Annotated in this window: 14 protein-coding genes; 8 read left to right on the top strand and 6 right to left on the bottom strand. The window is 55.2% G+C overall.

The genetic code is table 11. The features are described 5' to 3' along the window. Positions 1-719 precede the first annotated feature (719 nt). The 3 genes from NB063_RS03125 to NB063_RS03115 all read left to right on the top strand — a co-directional run bounded on the left by NB063_RS03125 (position 720) and on the right by NB063_RS03115 (position 3,518). A complete protein-coding gene (locus NB063_RS03125) occupies positions 720-1,967 on the top strand; it encodes a DUF1559 domain-containing protein (RefSeq protein WP_250927286.1) in 1,248 nt (415 codons plus the stop codon). Between the two features lie 124 nt (positions 1,968-2,091). Further along, positions 2,092-3,087: a polysaccharide lyase 6 family protein gene (locus NB063_RS03120; protein ID WP_250927285.1), complete on the top strand. Its 996-nt coding sequence runs from the start codon at positions 2,092-2,094 to the stop codon at positions 3,085-3,087. Beyond that, positions 3,084-3,518 carry a hypothetical protein gene (locus tag NB063_RS03115; RefSeq protein WP_250927284.1) on the top strand — a complete coding sequence of 145 codons (435 nt, stop codon included), beginning with the start codon at positions 3,084-3,086 and terminating at the stop codon, positions 3,516-3,518. The genes NB063_RS03120 and NB063_RS03115 overlap by 4 nt, the downstream gene beginning before the upstream one ends. A 479-nt stretch (positions 3,519-3,997) precedes the next feature. Here NB063_RS03115 and NB063_RS32405 read toward each other — a convergent pair whose 3' ends face one another. The 4 genes from NB063_RS32405 to NB063_RS03095 all read right to left on the bottom strand — a co-directional run bounded on the left by NB063_RS32405 (position 3,998) and on the right by NB063_RS03095 (position 10,034). Next, positions 3,998-6,124 (bottom strand): heparinase II/III domain-containing protein, encoded by a 2,127-nt coding sequence (locus tag NB063_RS32405; RefSeq protein ID WP_250927283.1) that lies wholly within the window; start codon positions 6,122-6,124, stop codon positions 3,998-4,000. 149 nt (positions 6,125-6,273) lie between these two features. Further along, on the bottom strand, positions 6,274-7,029 hold the full coding sequence (locus tag NB063_RS03105; protein WP_250927282.1) for an SDR family NAD(P)-dependent oxidoreductase: 756 nt from the start codon (positions 7,027-7,029) through the stop codon (positions 6,274-6,276). Then, entirely contained in the window at positions 7,026-8,777 is a 1,752-nt protein-coding gene (locus tag NB063_RS03100) for a sodium:solute symporter family transporter (protein WP_250927281.1), read from the bottom strand. The genes NB063_RS03105 and NB063_RS03100 overlap by 4 nt, the downstream gene beginning before the upstream one ends. 150 nt (positions 8,778-8,927) lie before the next feature. Continuing rightward, positions 8,928-10,034, bottom strand: a complete 1,107-nt coding sequence (locus tag NB063_RS03095) for a class I mannose-6-phosphate isomerase (RefSeq protein ID WP_250927280.1) — start codon at positions 10,032-10,034, stop codon at positions 8,928-8,930. A gap of 414 nt (positions 10,035-10,448) precedes the next feature. Between NB063_RS03095 and NB063_RS03090 the strand changes: the two genes are divergently transcribed. From NB063_RS03090 to NB063_RS03080, 3 genes are all read left to right on the top strand, one after another. Beyond that, a complete protein-coding gene (locus NB063_RS03090) occupies positions 10,449-11,801 on the top strand; it encodes a glycosyl hydrolase (protein WP_250927279.1) in 1,353 nt (450 codons plus the stop codon). 170 nt (positions 11,802-11,971) lie between these two features. Beyond that, positions 11,972-13,150 carry a Gfo/Idh/MocA family protein gene (locus NB063_RS03085; RefSeq protein WP_250927278.1) on the top strand — a complete coding sequence of 393 codons (1,179 nt, stop codon included), beginning with the start codon at positions 11,972-11,974 and terminating at the stop codon, positions 13,148-13,150. Positions 13,151-13,318: 168 nt separating this feature from the next. Next, positions 13,319-14,095 carry a 3-ketoacyl-ACP reductase gene (locus NB063_RS03080; RefSeq protein ID WP_250927277.1) on the top strand — a complete coding sequence of 259 codons (777 nt, stop codon included), beginning with the start codon at positions 13,319-13,321 and terminating at the stop codon, positions 14,093-14,095. 63 nt (positions 14,096-14,158) lie between these two features. Here NB063_RS03080 and NB063_RS03075 read toward each other — a convergent pair whose 3' ends face one another. Together NB063_RS03075 and NB063_RS03070 are read right to left on the bottom strand one after the other, a co-directional pair. Continuing rightward, entirely contained in the window at positions 14,159-15,850 is a 1,692-nt protein-coding gene (locus NB063_RS03075) for an alpha/beta hydrolase (protein WP_250927276.1), read from the bottom strand. Between the two features lie 126 nt (positions 15,851-15,976). Next, positions 15,977-17,032, bottom strand: a complete 1,056-nt coding sequence (locus NB063_RS03070) for a LacI family DNA-binding transcriptional regulator (protein ID WP_250927275.1) — start codon at positions 17,030-17,032, stop codon at positions 15,977-15,979. A 118-nt stretch (positions 17,033-17,150) separates the two neighbouring features. Between NB063_RS03070 and NB063_RS03065 the strand changes: the two genes are divergently transcribed. Both NB063_RS03065 and NB063_RS03060 read left to right on the top strand, forming a co-directional pair. Continuing rightward, entirely contained in the window at positions 17,151-18,167 is a 1,017-nt protein-coding gene (locus NB063_RS03065; RefSeq protein ID WP_250927274.1) for a hydroxyacid dehydrogenase, read from the top strand. Further along, on the top strand, positions 18,151-19,005 hold the full coding sequence (locus NB063_RS03060; protein WP_250927273.1) for a sugar phosphate isomerase/epimerase family protein: 855 nt from the start codon (positions 18,151-18,153) through the stop codon (positions 19,003-19,005). The genes NB063_RS03065 and NB063_RS03060 overlap by 17 nt, the downstream gene beginning before the upstream one ends. Positions 19,006-19,411 lie beyond the last annotated feature (406 nt).

The following is a 19,411-nucleotide window of genomic DNA, read 5'->3' as shown; positions in this document are numbered from 1 at the left end:
GTGCCCTTCTAACATGGACGTGGATTCAATCACATTGGCTCTCAAACTGGGTGGACGCGACAGCTCCTTTTCGCCTGCGGCGACCGAGCGTTCTTCGCAAGGAAGGCGCCACTGAGAATGGAATCATTACCTGTCATGCCGGGCAATTGATTCAACGTGTGTCCCGGACTTGCCACCAGAGGCTTTTCTAGGCCTGACGCGAATCCGGCAACTTGCGGCGAAATGAAGCGTCGACGGACCGACGACCCACTTTCGAGCCCTCGCAACAAACGACATCCGCCGCGTCTCGAAATCGCCCGCTGAGTCGCTTCACGGGCGTGCAATCGGGCCAAGCGACCGTCGTTCACGCGTGTGCATTTGGTTTGCTAGCCCCAACTCGCTCAAAAAGGGGCCGCCATGAGCATCAACCGCCACGAATCGATAATAATAAATAGCTTGACACCCACCTAAACCACTGACAACAAACGACTTGCGCTTAGATGCTAATTTTTCGCACTAATAATTTCATATTTATCACTTGAGTGGGCCGTAAGGCAACGTTAAAGTACGTTTACAGCTTGCATCTCCCCCTTCCTCTTAAGCGAGTACTGAGGAGGTCATTACGTCGCGGTCGGTTAATCCACTTTTCCCGTTTCATCTAACCCGACTTCTCTAAGCATCGGTTGAACGGACCCTCGCGGTTCCCATCTCTTTTGTTCATTATCGAAAAGGTTTTTGTCATGTACTCACGTTCCAAACGACAGGCATTCACGCTCGTCGAATTGCTGGTCGTCATCGCAATCATTGGCGTGCTCGTTGGACTATTACTTCCTGCCGTCCAAGCAGCTCGTGAAGCGGCACGACGGATGAGCTGCAGTAACAACTTCAAGCAGCTCGGCCTTGGAATTCACAACTACCATTCCGCATACAACCAACTGCCCACGCACAAGTCTGGAACAAGTGGATTTGCCAGCGGTGGCGGCGGTAAGTTGATCAGCCCGGACCGGTGGCCGACTCCGAGCGTTACGAAGAATAACGAGCAACAGAGTTTTCTGGTTGGCATCATTCCGTTCGTCGAAGGTCAGGCACTGTGGGAGCAGATCAGCAACCCTAATGCCCCCAACACCAACGGCACGCCTGGAACTTGGCCAGCAATGGGACCGACACCAGAAAACGCAACCTACGGACCGTATTCAACGGAAGTTCCCGCATTTCGCTGCCCCAGCGACCCAGGTGTCGGACTGCCCGCATTCGGACGAACGAACTACGCAGCGTGTCTAGGGGACAGCCCCAACCGCGGAACCGACGGTGCCTGCAATGAAAAGCTTGAGCGGACTTCCAGCCGTGCTTTAGCGACCCGCACAACGCAACGGGGTGCCTTCGTGCCTCACCAAAAGACAGCATTTCGCGACATACTGGATGGTCTCGCCAACACGATTATCGCGGGTGAGATCACCACGGATCTTGGTGACAATGACACTCGCACGAACCCGAAAACTGGCATGGATCTCGGGTCGCAGTCACCCAACCAAGTAAGCATCGGCGCAGACGCGACTCGCCCTCAATTCTGGGACGTTGGCTCTGTCACGACACTGACAGCAGCAGGCAGCTCAGGGCAAGCTCGTGGCTACCGTTGGGCCGATGGAAACCCAGTGTTCTCAGTCATGAACACGATCCTTCCGCCGAACTCTGCCACCGGTTTGAGTCAAATTCCTTCGACCTCAACCAACGTGATGGACCAGGACGCGTCAATCGTGGCGGTAAACGCGACCGGATACCTGCCGCCTAGCAGTCGTCACCAAGGAGGCTGCCACGTGCTGATGGGAGATGGTGCGGTCAAGTTTGTCACCGATTCGATCGAAGCGGGCAATCAAACGAAAGCTCCTGTCAAGGTCAGCAGCTCATTCGTGGGCCACGAGAGTCACTACGGCTTGTGGGGCTCACTGGGAACCCGAGCCAATAAAGAAGTCATCGACGAGAGCTTCTAAGGAACACTAACCTGAAGTAACCATGTGAACTCGGGCCCTGAGTGCAGGGCCCGAGTTTTTTTATGCAATCGCCAACAACAAAAATTGGCCTTCTTTTTCAGTCAGCGGTGATTTGGTCACTTCGATGAATGCAAACTTGCAAACGGTTTTCGCTACGGCGCTTCTACTGGCTGCCCCGCTGGCAAATGCGGGCGATCACCTCATCACAAACACAAATTCGCTGAGCGATGTTGCGAAGTCCGTCAAAGCTGGCGACACGATCACATTCGCTGAAGGACAATGGAAGGACGTCGACATCCGGCTAAAAGACCTTCCTGGTACGTCCCAAGCTCCGATTACAGTGCAGGCTCGGACTCCCGGCAAGACAATCATCACCGGTGCCTCACGTTTCCGATTTTCCGGCCAACACGTTGTCGTTAAGGATTTCGTGTTTCGCGACCTCACCCAAAATTCCGATGCAGTCGAGTTCCGCGCCGATAGTAAGTCATTGGCGGTGCACAGCCGTTTGACCCAGTGTGTCTTCGACCAACCGACTTTCCCAGCGAAGGAAACCCAGTCAACACATTGGCTCGCTATTTACGGAACGAACAATCGGATCGACCACTGTTACCTCGGCGGTAAATCCAATGCGGGCACCACGTTGGTCGTGCGAGTGACCGAGACGGCCGGCCACCACCGTATCGATCACAATCACTTCGGCCCGCGGCCGGAACTTGGAGAGAATGGAGGTGAAACCATTCGTGTCGGAACAAGCGACGTCTCTGAGTTCGATTCGCAGACGATCGTCGAAGACAACTACTTTGAAGCTTGCGACGGCGAAGCAGAAATCATCTCCAGCAAATCCTGCGGGAACATCTACCGACGAAATGTGTTCGATGCCTGCATCGGCTCCCTGACGCTACGCCACGGTCACCGATGCCTTGTTGAGAAAAACGTATTCCTTGGACGCGGCAAGCCAAACACGGGTGGCGTGCGTGTGATCGGGAACGATCACGTCGTGAGAAACAACTATTTTGAAGGCATCACGGGAACCTCCAATCTTGCAGCGCTTTGCCTTTATTGCGGAATCAAGAACTCCCCGCTCAACGGGTACGCCCCGTCCAAAACGCGCAATTGTTGAACAACACCGTCATCGACTGCTATTCGTCACTTGAAATCGGAGCGGGCGAAAAACCGGGCAGGCAAGTCTATCCCGTCAACTCTCTGATCGCTCAAAATCTGTTTTCCACGACGAATCGGGAAATCCTGCGCACCGGACCAGATCTCTCGAGCATACGTTTTGTTGACAACGCAAACGTCTCCGAGGCTTTGCCGCACGCGAAAGACAAACCGCTCAAGTGCCGTCAGGTTAAGGTCACCTGGCAACGCGATCCGACCGGTTTGTTGCGTCCTGACGCAAACGAAGGATTACGATCCTCCGTCGCGTCTAGCGTCATGGAAGACATCGACGGCGATCCCCGACCACAGTATTCGACAATCGGATGCGACGAACCAGGTTCACAAAATCCGATGTTTCCTACCAAGCAAACGGTTGGTCCGCAGTGGAAGTGATGGATTGCATTGCAGCTCCCGCAGCAAGACGTTCGATGAGGCATCGTTTGTGCCGTCGGTACTCGGGACACACATCACATCTGTAAGCCCGACTGCCAGTCGATCTTTGTGTGCTATCTAACCCGCAATCTTGGGTTACTCGAACCAAAGAGATCGTGAATTACCTTTTGAAAGCGCAGTGTAACGGCGCAAGCCGTCTGGTAGCGTGGAACCGGACGGCTTGCGCCGTTCCGCTAGGACGGGCACTCAAGCACGTCTCCTTCGGAGCCGCCGCCTTGCGACTCATTGCGGCTAGCATCAATCCTGCAAACCGTCTTATATCGTGGGACCGGACGGCTTGCGCCGTTCCGCTAAAACGGGCACTCAATCACGTCTCCTTCGGAGCCGCCGTCTTACGACTCATTGCGACTAAGGCCAATACCTGCCACCAGTGTGAAAAGATCTTTTGCGAAACCTCACGGTGGGACGCTAACGCGAACTCACTTTGCTCCTCTCTCGCGTGCGCCCGTTCGCGGCTCGTCCGACTGAAGGAAGACGGTTCCGTTTGCTTTAAGATTGGTTGCTTCGCGAACGGCAAGTTTGGTTACTCTTCCGTCCTCTTCGCGAACCCACGCGAACGTCGCGTCCGATTCCAAATCTTGGAACACCGCCGGTGCATTGGCAGGTTGCAGTAGGAACCTATCGGTAACGTTTCCATCCTGAACCGTTACCAACACCTGCTTGCCATTCTTGACGGAAGAAACCTTTGGCGGATCCGTTCCTTTTGCCGACGGGAAAAGGATTTGCAGGAACACCTGCTCGGCGTCCGTTCCGCGGGCTTTCGTGCACGGGAACTCATCAAAGTCACCCTTCAGGTAGGTGAGTTCGCCCATCGCATTTTCAATCTTGAAGTTATCGGCTGATCCAAACGTCCATACGTGCAGATGCGCCGCAGGACCATAGGTGTCGTCTTCATAGTTCCAAACGCGGTAATTTCCGTCACCATTCATCGTTGCTCGGCCTCCATGCAACAACGCCACCGCTTCCGCTTCATGCGGGGAACTGACGATATCAGCGACAACAAAATACGACTCGCCGGGAAAGGCAACCGCGCGACGCAGTTTGCCGCCGGACGGGTAGGGAGCCTCTTTCTCTTCGAAATCAAAGAACGTGGTGTCGATGCGGTGACGTGATACCGGCGTAACGTTTTCTGCAATGTCGACCGGAGCCATGCCGTCGAGCGTGACCACGTTATGTGCTGCGGCCTGGTTGTACCACTCGGTACGGATCTTTTCGGAATAGCTCGCGCGGCTATATCCGGCATCAGAGGCCATCATCTGATTTTCTGCCGAGATGATAAAGCTGAGGTGCTCGGCATGCTGATGGTTGTCAGCTTCCGCCACACCCTGGAACAGTAGATAACGCCCGGCGGGATCGCTGGTTTTCCACGTGTTGCGGAAGATGCTCTGTCCACCGTCGAGAAAAACCGTCGGCGATACATCGGGGGCCGTGGACTTGATCGACGGGTCATACGTTAAGTATTCGTCGAGCGGCAACGAGTCGTCCCATGAGGCACCGGTGTAGTTGTAGCCGGTCCGCTCGAGTGCCTCATCAAACGGCGTCATATCGGTCGTGTTCCACGCCCACATCATGATTTCCGCGAGCGGCGCAGAACTGTGCAGGTAAGTCGAACTGCCTTTGTACATCGACGCAGCCATGTGTGCCGGGAACGGCCGAATGAACGAGTCTTCAATATTCGGTAGCCATCCCATGCTGTTACGCACCGCCACGCCCCACTCCATCAAAGGCTGAAATTCTTGGAACTGGTTGACACCTGAAACATTGTTGTAGTGGATCATGAAGGGCAGAAAATTTGTCCAACTGAAGATCATGTAATGCGATCCCTCGCGGTAGATGCCGTCGCCGCTGAAGAAGTAGCGTGTGTTGTCGTTGCCTGCCGCCAACGCGACACCGAGCCAACTGTAAGCGTCTTTTTCTTCGCACAGCGTAAGAGCCGCCGACCCCAATCCCCAAGCAGGTTTGGACAGGTGGTTATGGGGGCGTGACGACCACTTATAGATATTTTTTCCCATCCAGTCGGCCTGTTTAATCAATTTCTCGCGAATTCCCTTGTCCTGTGCTTCGGTGAGGAACGGTTGCACCCAGTCGTACGCAGATGCGTAGTTCTGAAGCCACGTACCGAGATAAATTTCATCGGTCGGACCGCCCTTCTGTTTTGGGTCAAGTAGATAAATCGGTCCGTCGTAGGCGCGGTTGAGCAAAGCTACCGTGCGGTCGATCCAACCTTTTTGCTCCGCCGGATCTTCGCTCATCCAGATCATAAAGCCGGAATATTTGGCGGCTTGCGACATGTAGCCGTAGTACTTGTGAATCGGATTCTTGTCATCATTGGCCGATGGGGTCGGCATCAGATCCATCGTCAGGAATTCGCTTTCGGCGATCTGTTTCCACAAACGCGCGGCCTGTTCGTCTCGGTCTTTCTTAGCACGCAGCGTTTCAGCGTCTTCGGCGCGGAACCAGAGCGACGGGTGCGTTTCTTTACCCGGCAATTTTGGAACCGAATAGCATGTGAAGCCGTTGTAGGATTCATAGTTTGCTTTTTCCACCGCGTGACTCGTCACCGACATGAGCAAACACGCGACTAAAGCCGTAACGGAACTCGCTATAGCATTCCGCCAAGAGCGCGCACTCAAGTCTGGGCGAATTCCCCCATGGGATGATCCGTTAAATTCATTCGGTTTGATAATGAGTATCTTCATGCGCAATAAACTCCACCGTTGATATCGAGTGTTGATCCGGTAATAAATCCGTCGAACTGTTCGGCTAAAAAGACCGCCGCGTGAGCGACATCGTTAGGATTGCCTGCGCGTCCGATCGGGATTTGCGCAATCGTGGCGTCGGCCGATTCCTTGGTCGTGTGGGTGTTATGAAAACTCGTCTCGAGAATCAGGCCGGGAGCGAGAGCGTTCACCCGCACGCCGTCGCGCCCCAACTCGGCGGACAATGCGCGGGTCATCGTCAGCACAGCGCCTTTGGCAGTTGAGTAAACGAGCGAACCGGCGTGCCCGCCCTTACGTCCGGCCAACGAAGCGAGATTCACGATGCTCGCACCGTTTGCCTTCCGCAACGCAGGCGCAGAAAACTTGGTAACGTTCATCATCGAGGTCACGTTGACGTCGAGGACCGTTTGCCAAAAACTCATGTCGACTTCGTCGAGATTTCGTCGAGCTACCAACGAACCTGCATTATTGACCAAAACGTCGAGCCCCCCCAAAGCTTCAATGGCGGCCTCCACCGTTTGCTTTGCTTGCGCCGGGTCTGTCAGGTCGGCTTGAAATGCATGCACCCGCCCACCGTATTCGTTTCTGAGTTCTGTCGCCGCATCGGCGGACGAGAAATAGTGCACCGCGACCTGACATCCTTCATCCAACAACGCTCGACTGATCGCCAATCCGATTCCTTGCACGCCGGCGGTGACCAACGCACGTTTGCCATGGAGTTTATTTTTCAAGTGGAAGTTTCCTTCTTAGATGCTCGGTAAAGTAAGAATCCGACGCCGCCGATTAACGCTCCGCAGAACAGGAACGCGATCCGTCCGCTGGGCAAGTTGGGAACGAGCGACATCAATGCGACGAAACCGCCGTAGATGAAACACAGGACCGCCAAGGTCTTCGATTGCACTTGATCCTTCGCTTCGCCAATTTCACGTGCAAAGTCAATCGGTGTCCGCATCGAAGCAAAAAATTTCTCCACCCGCTCATGGTGCTCAGGACTCGCCGATCGATTGAACAGCGACGTGAACAAGAACCAAACCGAGCAGATCACAACATTCGCGAAGATACCGAAAAAGTAATAGTAGTCGTTGGTTTCACGGGTGCTCATCTCGGAATCGAATCCGAACATGTTGCTAAACCAGACCGGATCGATCCAGTATTTGATCGAAAGTGACACGAGCAGGCCAATCAGCACAGTGCTCCACCCCGACCACGGCGGTGTGTTCTTCAGAATCAAGCCCCACACCAACGGAATGACATACGGAATCGCAATCAAACCGCTGAACAACAGCATTGCGTTGAACAGGTCCAAATCTTCCAGTTTGCTGATATAGATCGCAATCACGATGATCATGACACCGAACAGCCCCGACATCACTTGTCCGACCACAAGCAGGTGCTTTGAAGAAGATTCGGGTTTAACCCGATGGTAAAAACATCGAACAAAGATGCCTGCATTGCGATTCAGTCCGCTGTCCATCGACGATATCGTTGCCGCGAACAGGCCACAGACGAGAAGCCCCATCATTCCGATCGGAAGCACATTCATCGCCGCAAAAATGTACGATGCCTCAGCGGGGTTCTTAAGCGTTGGAAATTCCACCGCGAGATCGGGGCTCAACACGCGAGCTGCCATCGGCGGGATGAACCAAATCAACGGCCCGACCACCATCAACCCCGAGGCGAGCAATGCCGCTTTACGCGACTGGTGTTCGTTCTTGACGCCTAGATAACGATACGAATCTTGCATGTTGTTGAGGATCAAGAATTGCTTCACAAACGTAGCGATCACCCAAAACCAAATGATCTGCGGACGGGCTACCTCGGTCCAGTTGAAGTGATGGCTCGGCACCTTTTCGATCAGACCAGACAGCCCTCCAATATCGGCATGACCGAGCACCATGACCGCGGTCACGATGGATACTGCCATCAGAATCAATAACTGCACAAAGTCGCCTGCAACGATCGCCCATGAACCGCCGGCCACCGACAGTACAATGACCACGAGACCGACGCCCCAAATCGTCTGCTGCATATCAAAGCCGAACACGGCCGACGCAAACACCGCGAGTCCGTTCAGCCAGATTGCGGCGTAGACGAGACTCATTGGAATCTGCAGCCAAGTAAAGACTTGCTCGTTGACGGGTCCGAAACGCTCACGCACCGCTTCGATTGGTGAGACCAATCGCATCCGGCGAAAACGCGGAGCGAACCATGCATAGTTCAGAAAAAAACCAACAGCATTGGCGAAAAAGATCAACGCAACGAGCGTACCGTCTTCGTACGCTTTGCTAGCAGCACCGGTAAAGGTCCACGCGCTGAACTGCGTCATGAACGCTGATCCTCCGACCATCCACCAGAGCATCTGACCGCCGCCGCGGAAAAAGTCGCTGTCGTCCTTGCTGAAGTGCTTGAAGATCGGACCAAGCGCCAGCATGAATGCAAAAAAGAATGCGATTACTGCGTAGTCATAGACGGTCAGCATGAGTATTTCCTAAATACGCTACCAGCGTTTTTGCTGCGATTTCACGGTGTCTTCGTAGTCATTTCGCAGCAGAATTCGTCGCGATATTGGTCGGTTGCGGGATAGATCCTGAACGCCTTGAAGACGTCCCCCATCCTTCCCGGTTTGGCCTTAAGGTGTTGGTCGTAGAGGAGGCTGAGCTAACAAAAGCGACCATTTCTCGGTGGCCGATGAAGCGGCATTGCCAGGCTTGCAAGTCGATGGACGCCAATCCCACTGCTCCGACGCCCCAGGCAATAGCCAGGTTTCACCGGCGGAAATTGCTGCGTCATTGAGCGTTCCCGATCCCGCGAGGGCGATCAAAACCATCGGTTCGCCTCCCACCCAGTCCGCGGCTCCGCTTCCAGTGAAGCGGCGCAGCCGGAAAAAATCCTGATGCCTCGAATCGATGACCCGCTCCTCGGTGAAAGCATCCGTCGTCCTTATGACATGGGGTCGCTGTATCAATGACTCCTCGAGCGACGCGAGTGGATGCTCGCGGTAGTCGAACATCGACAACACGTCATCTAGCTCGAGTCCCATGAAGCGGGCGTTGTGTTCGAGGACATGTCCGCCTGCGCTGAACTCACATCGCACGACCCAGTCGGTCGGCTCTTGCAGTTCGATCATGAAGATCCCTTCGCCGATCGCGTGTGGTGTGCCCGAGGGAACCATCAGGCAATCGCCCGGCTTGACGGGAATCTTTTCAAAGCAGCCCCGCATGCCTTCGAGATCTTGTTCGCGTACCATCTTCGCCCACGCTTGTTGTGTTGGCGGATGCTGAAAACCGAGGTAGACGTATGCGTTCTCGTCACGGACAGAAAGGATGTACCAACATTCGGTCTTGCCAGCGTTGCCGCCAAAACGCTGCTTTACAAACTCGCGATTGGGATGTGCCTGCAAGTGAAGACGGACGCCAGCGTCGAGCAATTTGATCAACACGCCGATCTGTCCGGGTTCATCGACCGGCGGCGTCTGATTTCCCCAGAACCACGCCGGTTCCGAGGTAATCAGATCGGTCAAAGCGATGTCGTTTCCGTCTACCGTTACGTGCGAGACTCCCTCGTCCTCTCGCTGTTGATGCTCGCCGTTTCGCGCCCGCGATGTCGAGGCGAGCCAATCTTCAGGGAAATGGTCGTCATCGCCGGCAGCTTCCTTGCGAAACTCACGCAGACGCGAACCTCCCAAGTAACTCCGCCACGCGTAATTGGGTGTCAGTTGGAGCGGCAAATTTTTCATATACCACCTCGTAAACCGACGCGTGACGGCTCTGTAAAACGGTCCCCAAATCGCTCTACCGGTCGGTTTTCCGCTACCATCTCGGGTGGGCGTGAAGCTGATTGCGGCGTCATCAAATTCATCTTGCGATTTCGCTGGGATACACAAACGGGGCGGGGCACCATCAAGTCCTTTCGAAGTAGCATCCACAACTTGGACTAGACGAGTAATAATTATTACATCATCTTGGTAAAGACGGTTGCGTGCAAGTGGATTTCGTCGACTTTTTTCAGATTCAGCCGGCACAAGGATCAACACTCCACCGCAGAGACACCCGAAAGGCGTCTGATTACCTGTTTCGCCTATTGGCAAAGCGTTTCATCTTTATGCATCAACCGTTCAAAACTCGCATTTCAAATCAAGAGGTAATTATCTATGAGAGCTGACACTTCGATCACGACGAACGACCTCAAGCAGAGTCTGGAACGGTTCTGGTCGGTCTCTGCCCAGAAAATCGAGCTGATCAATCGTGAGTACGATGTATCCCAGGGATCGCCGGTTTTCACGGTCGCTGGCAAGTACACGACTCGCGGGTGGACCGAATGGACGCAAGGATTTCAGTATGGTTCTGAAATTCTTCAGTTCGACGCGACCGGCGACGAGTCATTTCTGGAGATGGGCAAACGCAACACCGTCGAAAAAATGGCGCCCCACGTTACCCATTTTGGTGTTCATGACCATGGCTTCAACAACGTCAGCACCTACGGCAATTTGCTACGTCTGATGAATGAGGGGCGGATCCCTGAAAACGAGTGGGAACGCAACTTCTATGTGATGGCCCTGCAAGCATCGAGCGCCGTGCAGGCCAAACGTTGGACCGATCTTCCTTCGGGCGGATACATCTATTCCTTCAACGGTCCGCACTCTCTGTTCGCCGACACGATCCGTTCGCTGCGTGCCCTCGCCGTCGGTCATCAACTCGGCCACGCCGTTATGGGTGAGAACGATAAGAAGACCAGCTTGCTAGAGCGATTGGTGCAACACGCCAAGACAACCGCCGACTTTGCCGTTTTCTACGGCGAGGGCCGTGACTTCTACGATGTTTGGGGCCGCACTGCTCACGAAAGCATCTTCAACCTTAATGACGGCAACTACCGATGCCCCAACTCCCAGCAAGGTTTTTCACCCTTCACGACCTGGACCCGTGGCTTGGCATGGATCATGGTCGGTGCGGCAGAACAATTGGAGTTTTTGCAAACTGTCGATGACGCTGAACTCAAACCGCTCGGCGGGCGTGAAGCGATCGAAGGCTTTCTGTTGAAGATGGCGAGGGCCACTTGCGATTTCTACATCGACAACACGCCCACCGACGGCATCCCGTACTGGGACACCGGGGCACTCGACCTGCACAAACTCGGCGAGGACATCTACTCGCGAGAGTCGGATCCGTTCAACGATGCTGAACCGGTGGATTCGTCAGCGGCGGCGATCGGGGCTCAAGGCTTGCTCAGGCTGGGACGTTATTTGAATGATCCCAAATACATGCAGGCCGGGCTAACAGTCATGCAGACTTTACTCAGCGACAAATATCTGAGCCTGGACACGTCTCACCAAGGGCTGATCTTACACTCGGTTTATCATCGCCCCAACGGTTGGGACCACATCCCAGAGGGCCAGTCTGTGCCATGCGGCGAATCATGCATGTGGGGCGACTACCACGCCCGGGAAACAGCCTTGTACGTTCAACGACTCGCAAATGATCAACCGTACTACAAATTCTATCTGTAATCGGACTGCACCAAGCAACGTCGTTCTCGAGCCTGCCATTAACGCACGCTCGTAGCGGAAGCCGCCAAGACTTTCGACCGGCTCGGGCTTCCCCAAGCAGCATGAAACAGCGACCGAGCTGGCCACCTCATCACCACTTCCAACATCTGTTACCACGCAAAGTATCAAAAATGGAAATCAAAAGAATCGGTATCATCATGAACGGTGTGACCGGACGCATGGGCACCAACCAGCATCTGGCCCGTTCCATCACTGCCATTATCAAACAAGGCGGCATCCGGGTCAGCAACGACCTGACCATTGTCCCTGATCCCATTTTGACCGGTCGACGTGACTTTGCCTTGAAAGCTCTTGCCGAACAGTACGGTAACGAAGCACGTGGCGAAGCGTACAAGTACACCACGGACGTACAGGGGGCACTCGACGGCAAGTATGGCGACTACGAGATCTTCTTCGACGCCTCTGGTACGCTACAACGCGCCAATTTTATCGAAATGGCGGTGAAGGCGGGCAAAGCGATCTACTGCGAAAAACCGACCGCTGTTGAAACGAAGGAAGCCGTTCGCCTTGCCAAGTTGGTTGACGAAGCTGGACTGAAAAATGGTGTTGTCCAGGACAAACTTTGGCTGCCGGGATTCCGTAAAATCAAGATGCTCAAGGAACTCGGCTTCTTTGGAAAGATCCTTTCCGTTAAAGGCGACTTCGGCTACTGGGTCTTCACCGGCATGGATTACGACCAACCGGCACAGCGTCCGTCCTGGAACTATCGCGCCGAAGACGGGGGCGGAATGATGATTGACATGTTCTGTCACTGGCGCTACGTCATCGATCATGTGTTTGGCCCCGTCAAAAGCTTGGTGGCGTATGGGGCAACCGATATCGATGAGCGCCGCGCCGAAGATGGCACGCCGTTTAAGTGCACCGCGGACGATTCCGCCTACGCAATGTTCGTGCTTGAAGACGGAACGATGGTGCAGTTCAACAGCTCCTGGTGTACCCGAGTCCGCCGCGACGACTTGCTGACCGTGCATGTCGATGGCGTCAAAGGGTCGGCGGTAGCCGGTCTGCGTGAAGTCAAAACCCAATCCGCGGCCAATACACCGAAACCCATCTGGAACCCAGACATCCCACAACCGATCGACTTGTTTGCCGGTTGGGAAGACGTCCCCAATAACATCGAATACGACAACGCCTTCAAGATTCAGTGGGAACTGTTCATCCGGCACGTCGTCCTCGACGAACCGTGGAGCTACTCGCTTATGGAAGGCGCCAAAGGAGTCCAGCTCGCCGAACTCGGCATGGAGAGCTGGAAAGAACGCAAATGGGTCGACGTTCCTGAGCTTGTATAAATACCGTCGAAACTTTGTCCGGCACAGTCACACGCAGCGAAAGCCAGTCGCCGAGACTTGCAGTCATCGCGTCGATGAGTCGAAACTCTTGCCGAGACTCGGGACGGCAGAACCGTTTCCATCATCTCGACAGAGTTTCCCCACTCCACATTTTCTAGGATTGATTGGATGAGCAAGAAAGTAGCGTTGGTGACCGGCGGCGGTCGGGGCATTGGCTTTGGGATCTGTGAAAAGTTGGCCGCGGACGGCTTCAACTTGGTGTTGAGCGGTCGTTCGGATGCGTCGAAAGTCGCTGATTCGGTCGCGGAGCTGGAACGATTGGGGGCAGATGTCCTCTATTGTTCTGGCGATGTCTCTTCCGCCGACGATCGCGCGGCTATGTTGGCGGAGATCAAGGATTACTTCGGACGATTGGATGTGCTGGTGAACAACGCCGGCGTTGCCCCGCAGGTGCGGGCCGACATTCTCGAAGCAACCGAAGACAGCTTCGAGTGGATCATGAAGATCAACTTGCAAGGCCCCTATTTCCTGACACAGGCCTGTGCGAATTGGATGATCGAACAGAAACGCTCTGATGACTCATTCGAAGCGTGCATCATCAACATCGGTTCGATTTCTGCGACCGTGGTTTCGCCAAACCGAGGCGATTACTGCATCTCCAAAGCAGGACTGGGGATGATGAGCTCACTCTTCGCCGCCCGCCTCGGTGAGTTTGCCATTCCAGTTTACGAGATCCGCCCAGGCATCATCAAAACCGATATGACCGCGGGCGTGACCGAGAAATACGACAACCTGATCTTCAACACCGAGTTGCTGGTCGAAAAACGCTGGGGTGTTCCCGAAGATATCGGCAAACTGGCCGCCGCAATGGCGCGTGGCGACATGCCTTACGCGTCCGGACAAGTGATCTACGTCGATGGCGGTCTCACAATGAACAGGCTCTAACTCGCCGCAAACATTCGATGCGTGCTCGCTTTGCGACGCTGCGTTCAACGGGACCACCGAATCTTAGCGGACGATGGGGAGCAGCCCTTCACGCTTCAACACTTCGTCCAGCTTAGCCATCACCTTGGTCTTCCATTGCGCGTATTCACTGGTAAAGCCATGACCTCCAACAGGAACCGTGATGAGTTCGCACTCGTTACGCCCCGCAATCAGCCTGTCGTGTAGCGCCACTGCGGTGCTGTAATGCACCAGCTCATCGTACGCCGCATGAAACATCACGATTGGCGGCATTTTTGCGTCGAGTTGATGCACCGGAGAGAGAGCGACTGCGTCATCACCAAACCGCGATGGGGTGTACCCGGTATCCGAGGAAGTGTCGGTGACCGCGGAAACTAGAAACACGGCAGCAGGTTTCTGCGTCGGCGCTTCAGCGGGATTGGATCTGGGCGGTGATTTTTCGATCGCCGTCCAGAGGGCAACATGCCCGCCCGCGGATGTGCCGCCAACGGCGACGCGTGCAGGGTCGATGCCGAGTTCATCGGCATGCTTCAACACCCAATTGAATGCCGCACGGCCATCGGCAACGGAAGCGTGGGGGCTGGTGTCAAATCGGTTCTTCGTGCGGTAGTCCGGTGCGATGCCGACCATACCTTGCTCAGCCGCCCACGCTGCCATGGACGCCGACTTCTGAGGCGTGCCCGTGGTCCACCCGCCTCCGAAGAAATAGATGAACGCCGATCGTTTGTCGCCGGGCTTCCAATTGTTGGGCTTGTAGACAAACAAATTCATCGCGTTTTCGCCCTCGCGATAACGCATCGTTTCGGCGCCCGGCAATTGCTCAAGCGTCACCTCTTGGGTTTCGGCAGGAGCCAACGAACTCGCTGGAGCTGGTGCTGATTCGCCCAACGGATCCTCGATGTGCAGATTGTCGAATAGGAAGTCAGCGGTCTTTGTCGACGACGAACTGAATCCTACGCGACCGACAACGGAATCCCCTTTCGTGACTTCACGATTCATCGGACTGCCGCTGGGTTTGAGCTCACCGAGCAACGAATCGTTTACCCACACGACAACAGAATCGGGATCGAGCAACGCAGTTTCGCCGGTGTCGGGGCGTTTGTAAGAAAGCGTGTTTTTGTCGTGGTCGTTCACCCACATCTTGACGTTGAACGGCACGGTAGGATCGTATTTCACCGACGCGGTGGTATCGTCGCCAACTCGCAGTTTGAGATACTTCTGCTGATACATCTCAAACCCGAACGCCCGAGTCGCCTTCGCATTTAGGACAAGCCCCTTGCCGGGGCCCCATTGCCCAACTCCCAAAATCACGCTTGCCGAAGATTCTCCGCTCGACGGATCATTGTTGAGAACGTCCAGTTCCACGTACAGACTGCCGCGACTGCCCTCTCCAACGTTGTACTCCATCGCGCCACCAAGATCGGTGTCGGAGTCATTGAAGTGGGCGACTTTGCCCGAACCGACCCGGCCGTCTCCTTCGACAACACTCACCAAATCAATCCGCTGCAGCGATGGATTGCCCGGGATGGCTCCCACATCGTAGCTAGCAAAGGTTTCGTGCAGATAAACGGTTCCCCCGAGTCCGCGGTCACCCGTGGATGTTCCCTCCGACTCCGCCGCCAACTCGCCCGCATTCAGCAAGCTCAGGCTGAGGACGATGACGCCGAACAAGCGATTACCCACCCCGCCGAGCACATGGAGCCCGCCAACTAACACGTCACACGCCTTGGTAAGCATCGAGAGCCTCCGCCTTTATTGGTTCGATTCAATATGACTTTATGAAACAACTCGCCTGATTCGAATTAATACTTATGAACATGTCAAGCTTCAAAAATCATAAAAACAAACCATCTGGTCGAATAATTAGGCATGATTTGGCGCAGGCCCGCTTGTTTCACCCTCAACAAACTCGGACGGCACGACCAGATCGACAAAGATTCGATTTTCTCCGGGCTCCTCAGTCTTGCAGAGCAACTTAGCCGCCTCCTCGCCGATCACTTCGGGATTACTGCCGGCACTGGTCAGATAGGGATGAATCTCGGTGCAGATCCGCGTGCGGTCCACCGCCGCGATGCTGACCTCTTCCGGAACACGGATACCTCGCAGCAACGCGAATTGATGGGCCCCCCGAGCCATCAGCCCGTTGTGGCAAACCCACGCCGTGGGTGCCTCCGAAGGATCATCACCCAACCGATTCATCAATTCCTCGGCGCAGTCAAACCCCTCCTGACGATCTCCGTTCTCCACGCTGACGATATGTCGCTCGTCGAGCTCGATTTGGCGGGATGCAAGACACTCGCGAAGCGCTCCCAGACGCGCCCGATGGCGTCCCAGACGACAATTCCCACCCAGCCACGCGAACCGAGTGTGCCCCAGTTTTACCAAGTGGGCGACGAGTTGTTCGAGCGACTGCTTTTCATTGGGCACAACGGAGTGACACAGCCCAGGCGCACTGGCATAGACACTTAACAACACCACGCGAAGCGCCCCAAGAGCCCGCAAAAACGGCTCGCTCACTTCGCCGAACAAGACAATTCCCTGGAGAGGGTCGCGTTGTCCGAGCAACTCGAATAGCTTCTTCTCATCGAGGTCTCGTTCGCCACCCAAGAACGTCGTGCTGATCCGCGCTTGCTGCAGGACTTTGAACAGTCCCTGCTGCACATGGCTAAACGTGTTGCTGGGCCGATCCAGCTTCAACCCACTCCGCTGCACAATCCCCACGTAATTCCGGCGTGCTTCGGGAGCGTGAACCGGCTGCATTCCCCGCGGAACATAGCCATTAGCCACCGCCACCCGCCAGATTTTGTTGTAGGACTCATCGGAGATGCCATCGCGACGTCCGTTGAGCACCAACGACACCAACGATTGGGACACCCCCAATTCCTTCGCGATCTGACTCTGAGAAATACGCTTTGCCACCGTAATCACTCCTTGTTACCCACAATCACCCATGATTTCATAATCAAGATTGTAGATTTCATAATTCAGACAACAAGTCGATTGCCTTGAAGTTGCCGGGCCGGTACACTTAATAATCATGAACAGCAAACCCAGCCCCCAACCGACCGCCCTGGTCCTGCTGACCGAGCAGGAGAAGAAAGAGTTTTTGCCGCCGGACTTGGAGAGCCGATTGCGAGAACTCTTTCCCGATCTGATCTGGATCGAGGCTCCGGTCCAGGAAGACGAGTGGCACCGGGTTCTCCGTGAGCAAAAACCCGAGATCGTGCTGTGTGCATGGGAAACTCCGACGCTCCCGATCGAAGCCACCGAACATCTCAAATACGTTTGCTTCCTCTGCGGCTCCATTCGCAAGCTTGTGCCTCGCGAACTGATCGAACGTGGACTCAGCGTTACCAATTGGGGATCGAGCATCAGCAACACGGTCGCCGAATGTTCGCTCCTTCTGATCCTCGCCGCGCTGCGACGGGTCGGTAATTGGAGCGTTGCGATGCGGACCAAAGGTGAGTGGAAAACGAGTCGCCATCCCGACACGCTCAGCCTGTTCGGCCGGCGGGTCGGTCTACACGGCCTCGGTGCGATCAGTTGCGAGCTGGTCAAACTGCTCGAACCGTTTCGTGTGCAAATCTCCGCGTTCTCGCCGAGCGTACCGGATCAGATCTACAACGACCTCAACATCCGTCGCTGCGAAACGCTCGAAGATCTCTTCGCAACTTCTGACGTGCTGGTCGAACTGGCGCCTGGCAAACCGGACAACTATCACATCGTCGGCGATGACCTGCTCAAGCTGCTACCCGAGCAAGCCGTGTTTGTAAATCTTGGCCGTGGCATGGTGGTCGACGAAGACGCGTTGGTACGAGCCAGTCGCGAGCGAGGTCTGCATATCGCGTTGGATGTCTACGAAACCGAACCGCTTCCGGTCGACTCGCCACTACGAAGCCTGGACAACATCACGTTGCTTCCGCACCTCGGCGGCCCGACACCGGACCGACGCCGTGACTGTGGTGAACTTGCGTTGCAGAATCTTGAAAACTACCTCAACGACAAACCGTTGATTAACCTTATCGATCTGAATACCTATGACCGTGCGACCTGATATCAAGTGGGGCATCTCGACGTTGGGATGTCACGAACTCGACCTGCCCGCGATCTGCCGGTTGGCGCTCCGACACGGAATCCAATGCTTGGAAATCCGCAGTCTCGCGGACTGTCTCAACCTACCGGAATATCTCGACGCGACGTATCCGAACGATCCCGCCGCAATTGAGCAGATCCTCGCTCAATATCACCAATCCATCATCGCTCTCAACAGCGGATTTAGCCTGACCGGAGCGAAGGAGTCGGACCGCGACGAACTGCTTGCCTTCGCCCGCTGGGCCGATCAACTCGGCATTCCATACATTCGCGTTTTTGGAGGCGGAAGCATGGATACACCGCTCGGCCGAAACGACTTGGCGATCGCCGTCGACAACTTGCGTTGGTGGAAGCAACAACGTGAAAAGCACGAATGGATGACACGTATCGCACTCGAAACCCACGACGGGTTCAGTAGCGCCGAACGATGCCTCCAACTGCAAGATGCGTTCGACGGTCCTCTCGATATTATCTGGGACACACATCACACTTGGAAAATGGGTGATGAAAGTGCCTTGCAATCGTGGGAACAGATGGCATCGATGATTCGACACGTGCACATCAAAGACAGCATCTCGGTGCCATCGGCCCGTCACCCATACACGTATTGCTTGCCCGGCCAAGGTGAGTTCCCCGCTGCCGACGTGTACAACGTGCTGCGCGACAACGGCTACCGGGGCGTCATCAGCCTCGAATGGGAACGCAAGTGGCATCCCTATTTGCCGGATCTCGACACCGCACTCACTGCTCTCGCCGATAGCGGCTGGAAAGCCGGCACGCCACACTCCGTCGCACTGTGACACTCTGCCGCTGTCAAACCGTTTCCGACACGGCGGATTCGAAGATGGCATCGTTTCGAAACGCGATGTCGTGGCGTGTCGCTGACGTAGCCAGACCGGACACGACGCCGCCTCTGTATCTGTAAATGGCTGACCGCGATGGGGATCAGCGGTCGATTCGTTTACCCGCTTAACTCAGCCGTCGACTCTGAGCTACGACCACGAATTCGCAGCCAATACCGGGCTCAGGTGCTCGCAGTCCCGGTTGGACCATGCAGCTTGCTACGACAAAATTTCGAATCAGAATGGGGGGCGTGAATGTCGCCAATCGTTAGCGACATGCCGCAAATTTAGCTCGACGGAGCTGGCCTAGCCAATTTAAATGGATTGGCGGGCTCGATTAGGAGCCGGTCCTTCCCCACCGAAT

Origin of the sequence: Aporhodopirellula aestuarii, from assembly GCF_023701485.1 — a bacterium.
GTDB lineage: Bacteria > Planctomycetota > Planctomycetia > Pirellulales > Pirellulaceae > Rhodopirellula > Rhodopirellula aestuarii.
The sequence above is the reverse complement of the archived record's forward strand: the minus strand, read 5'-3'. Positions and strand labels throughout refer to the sequence as shown.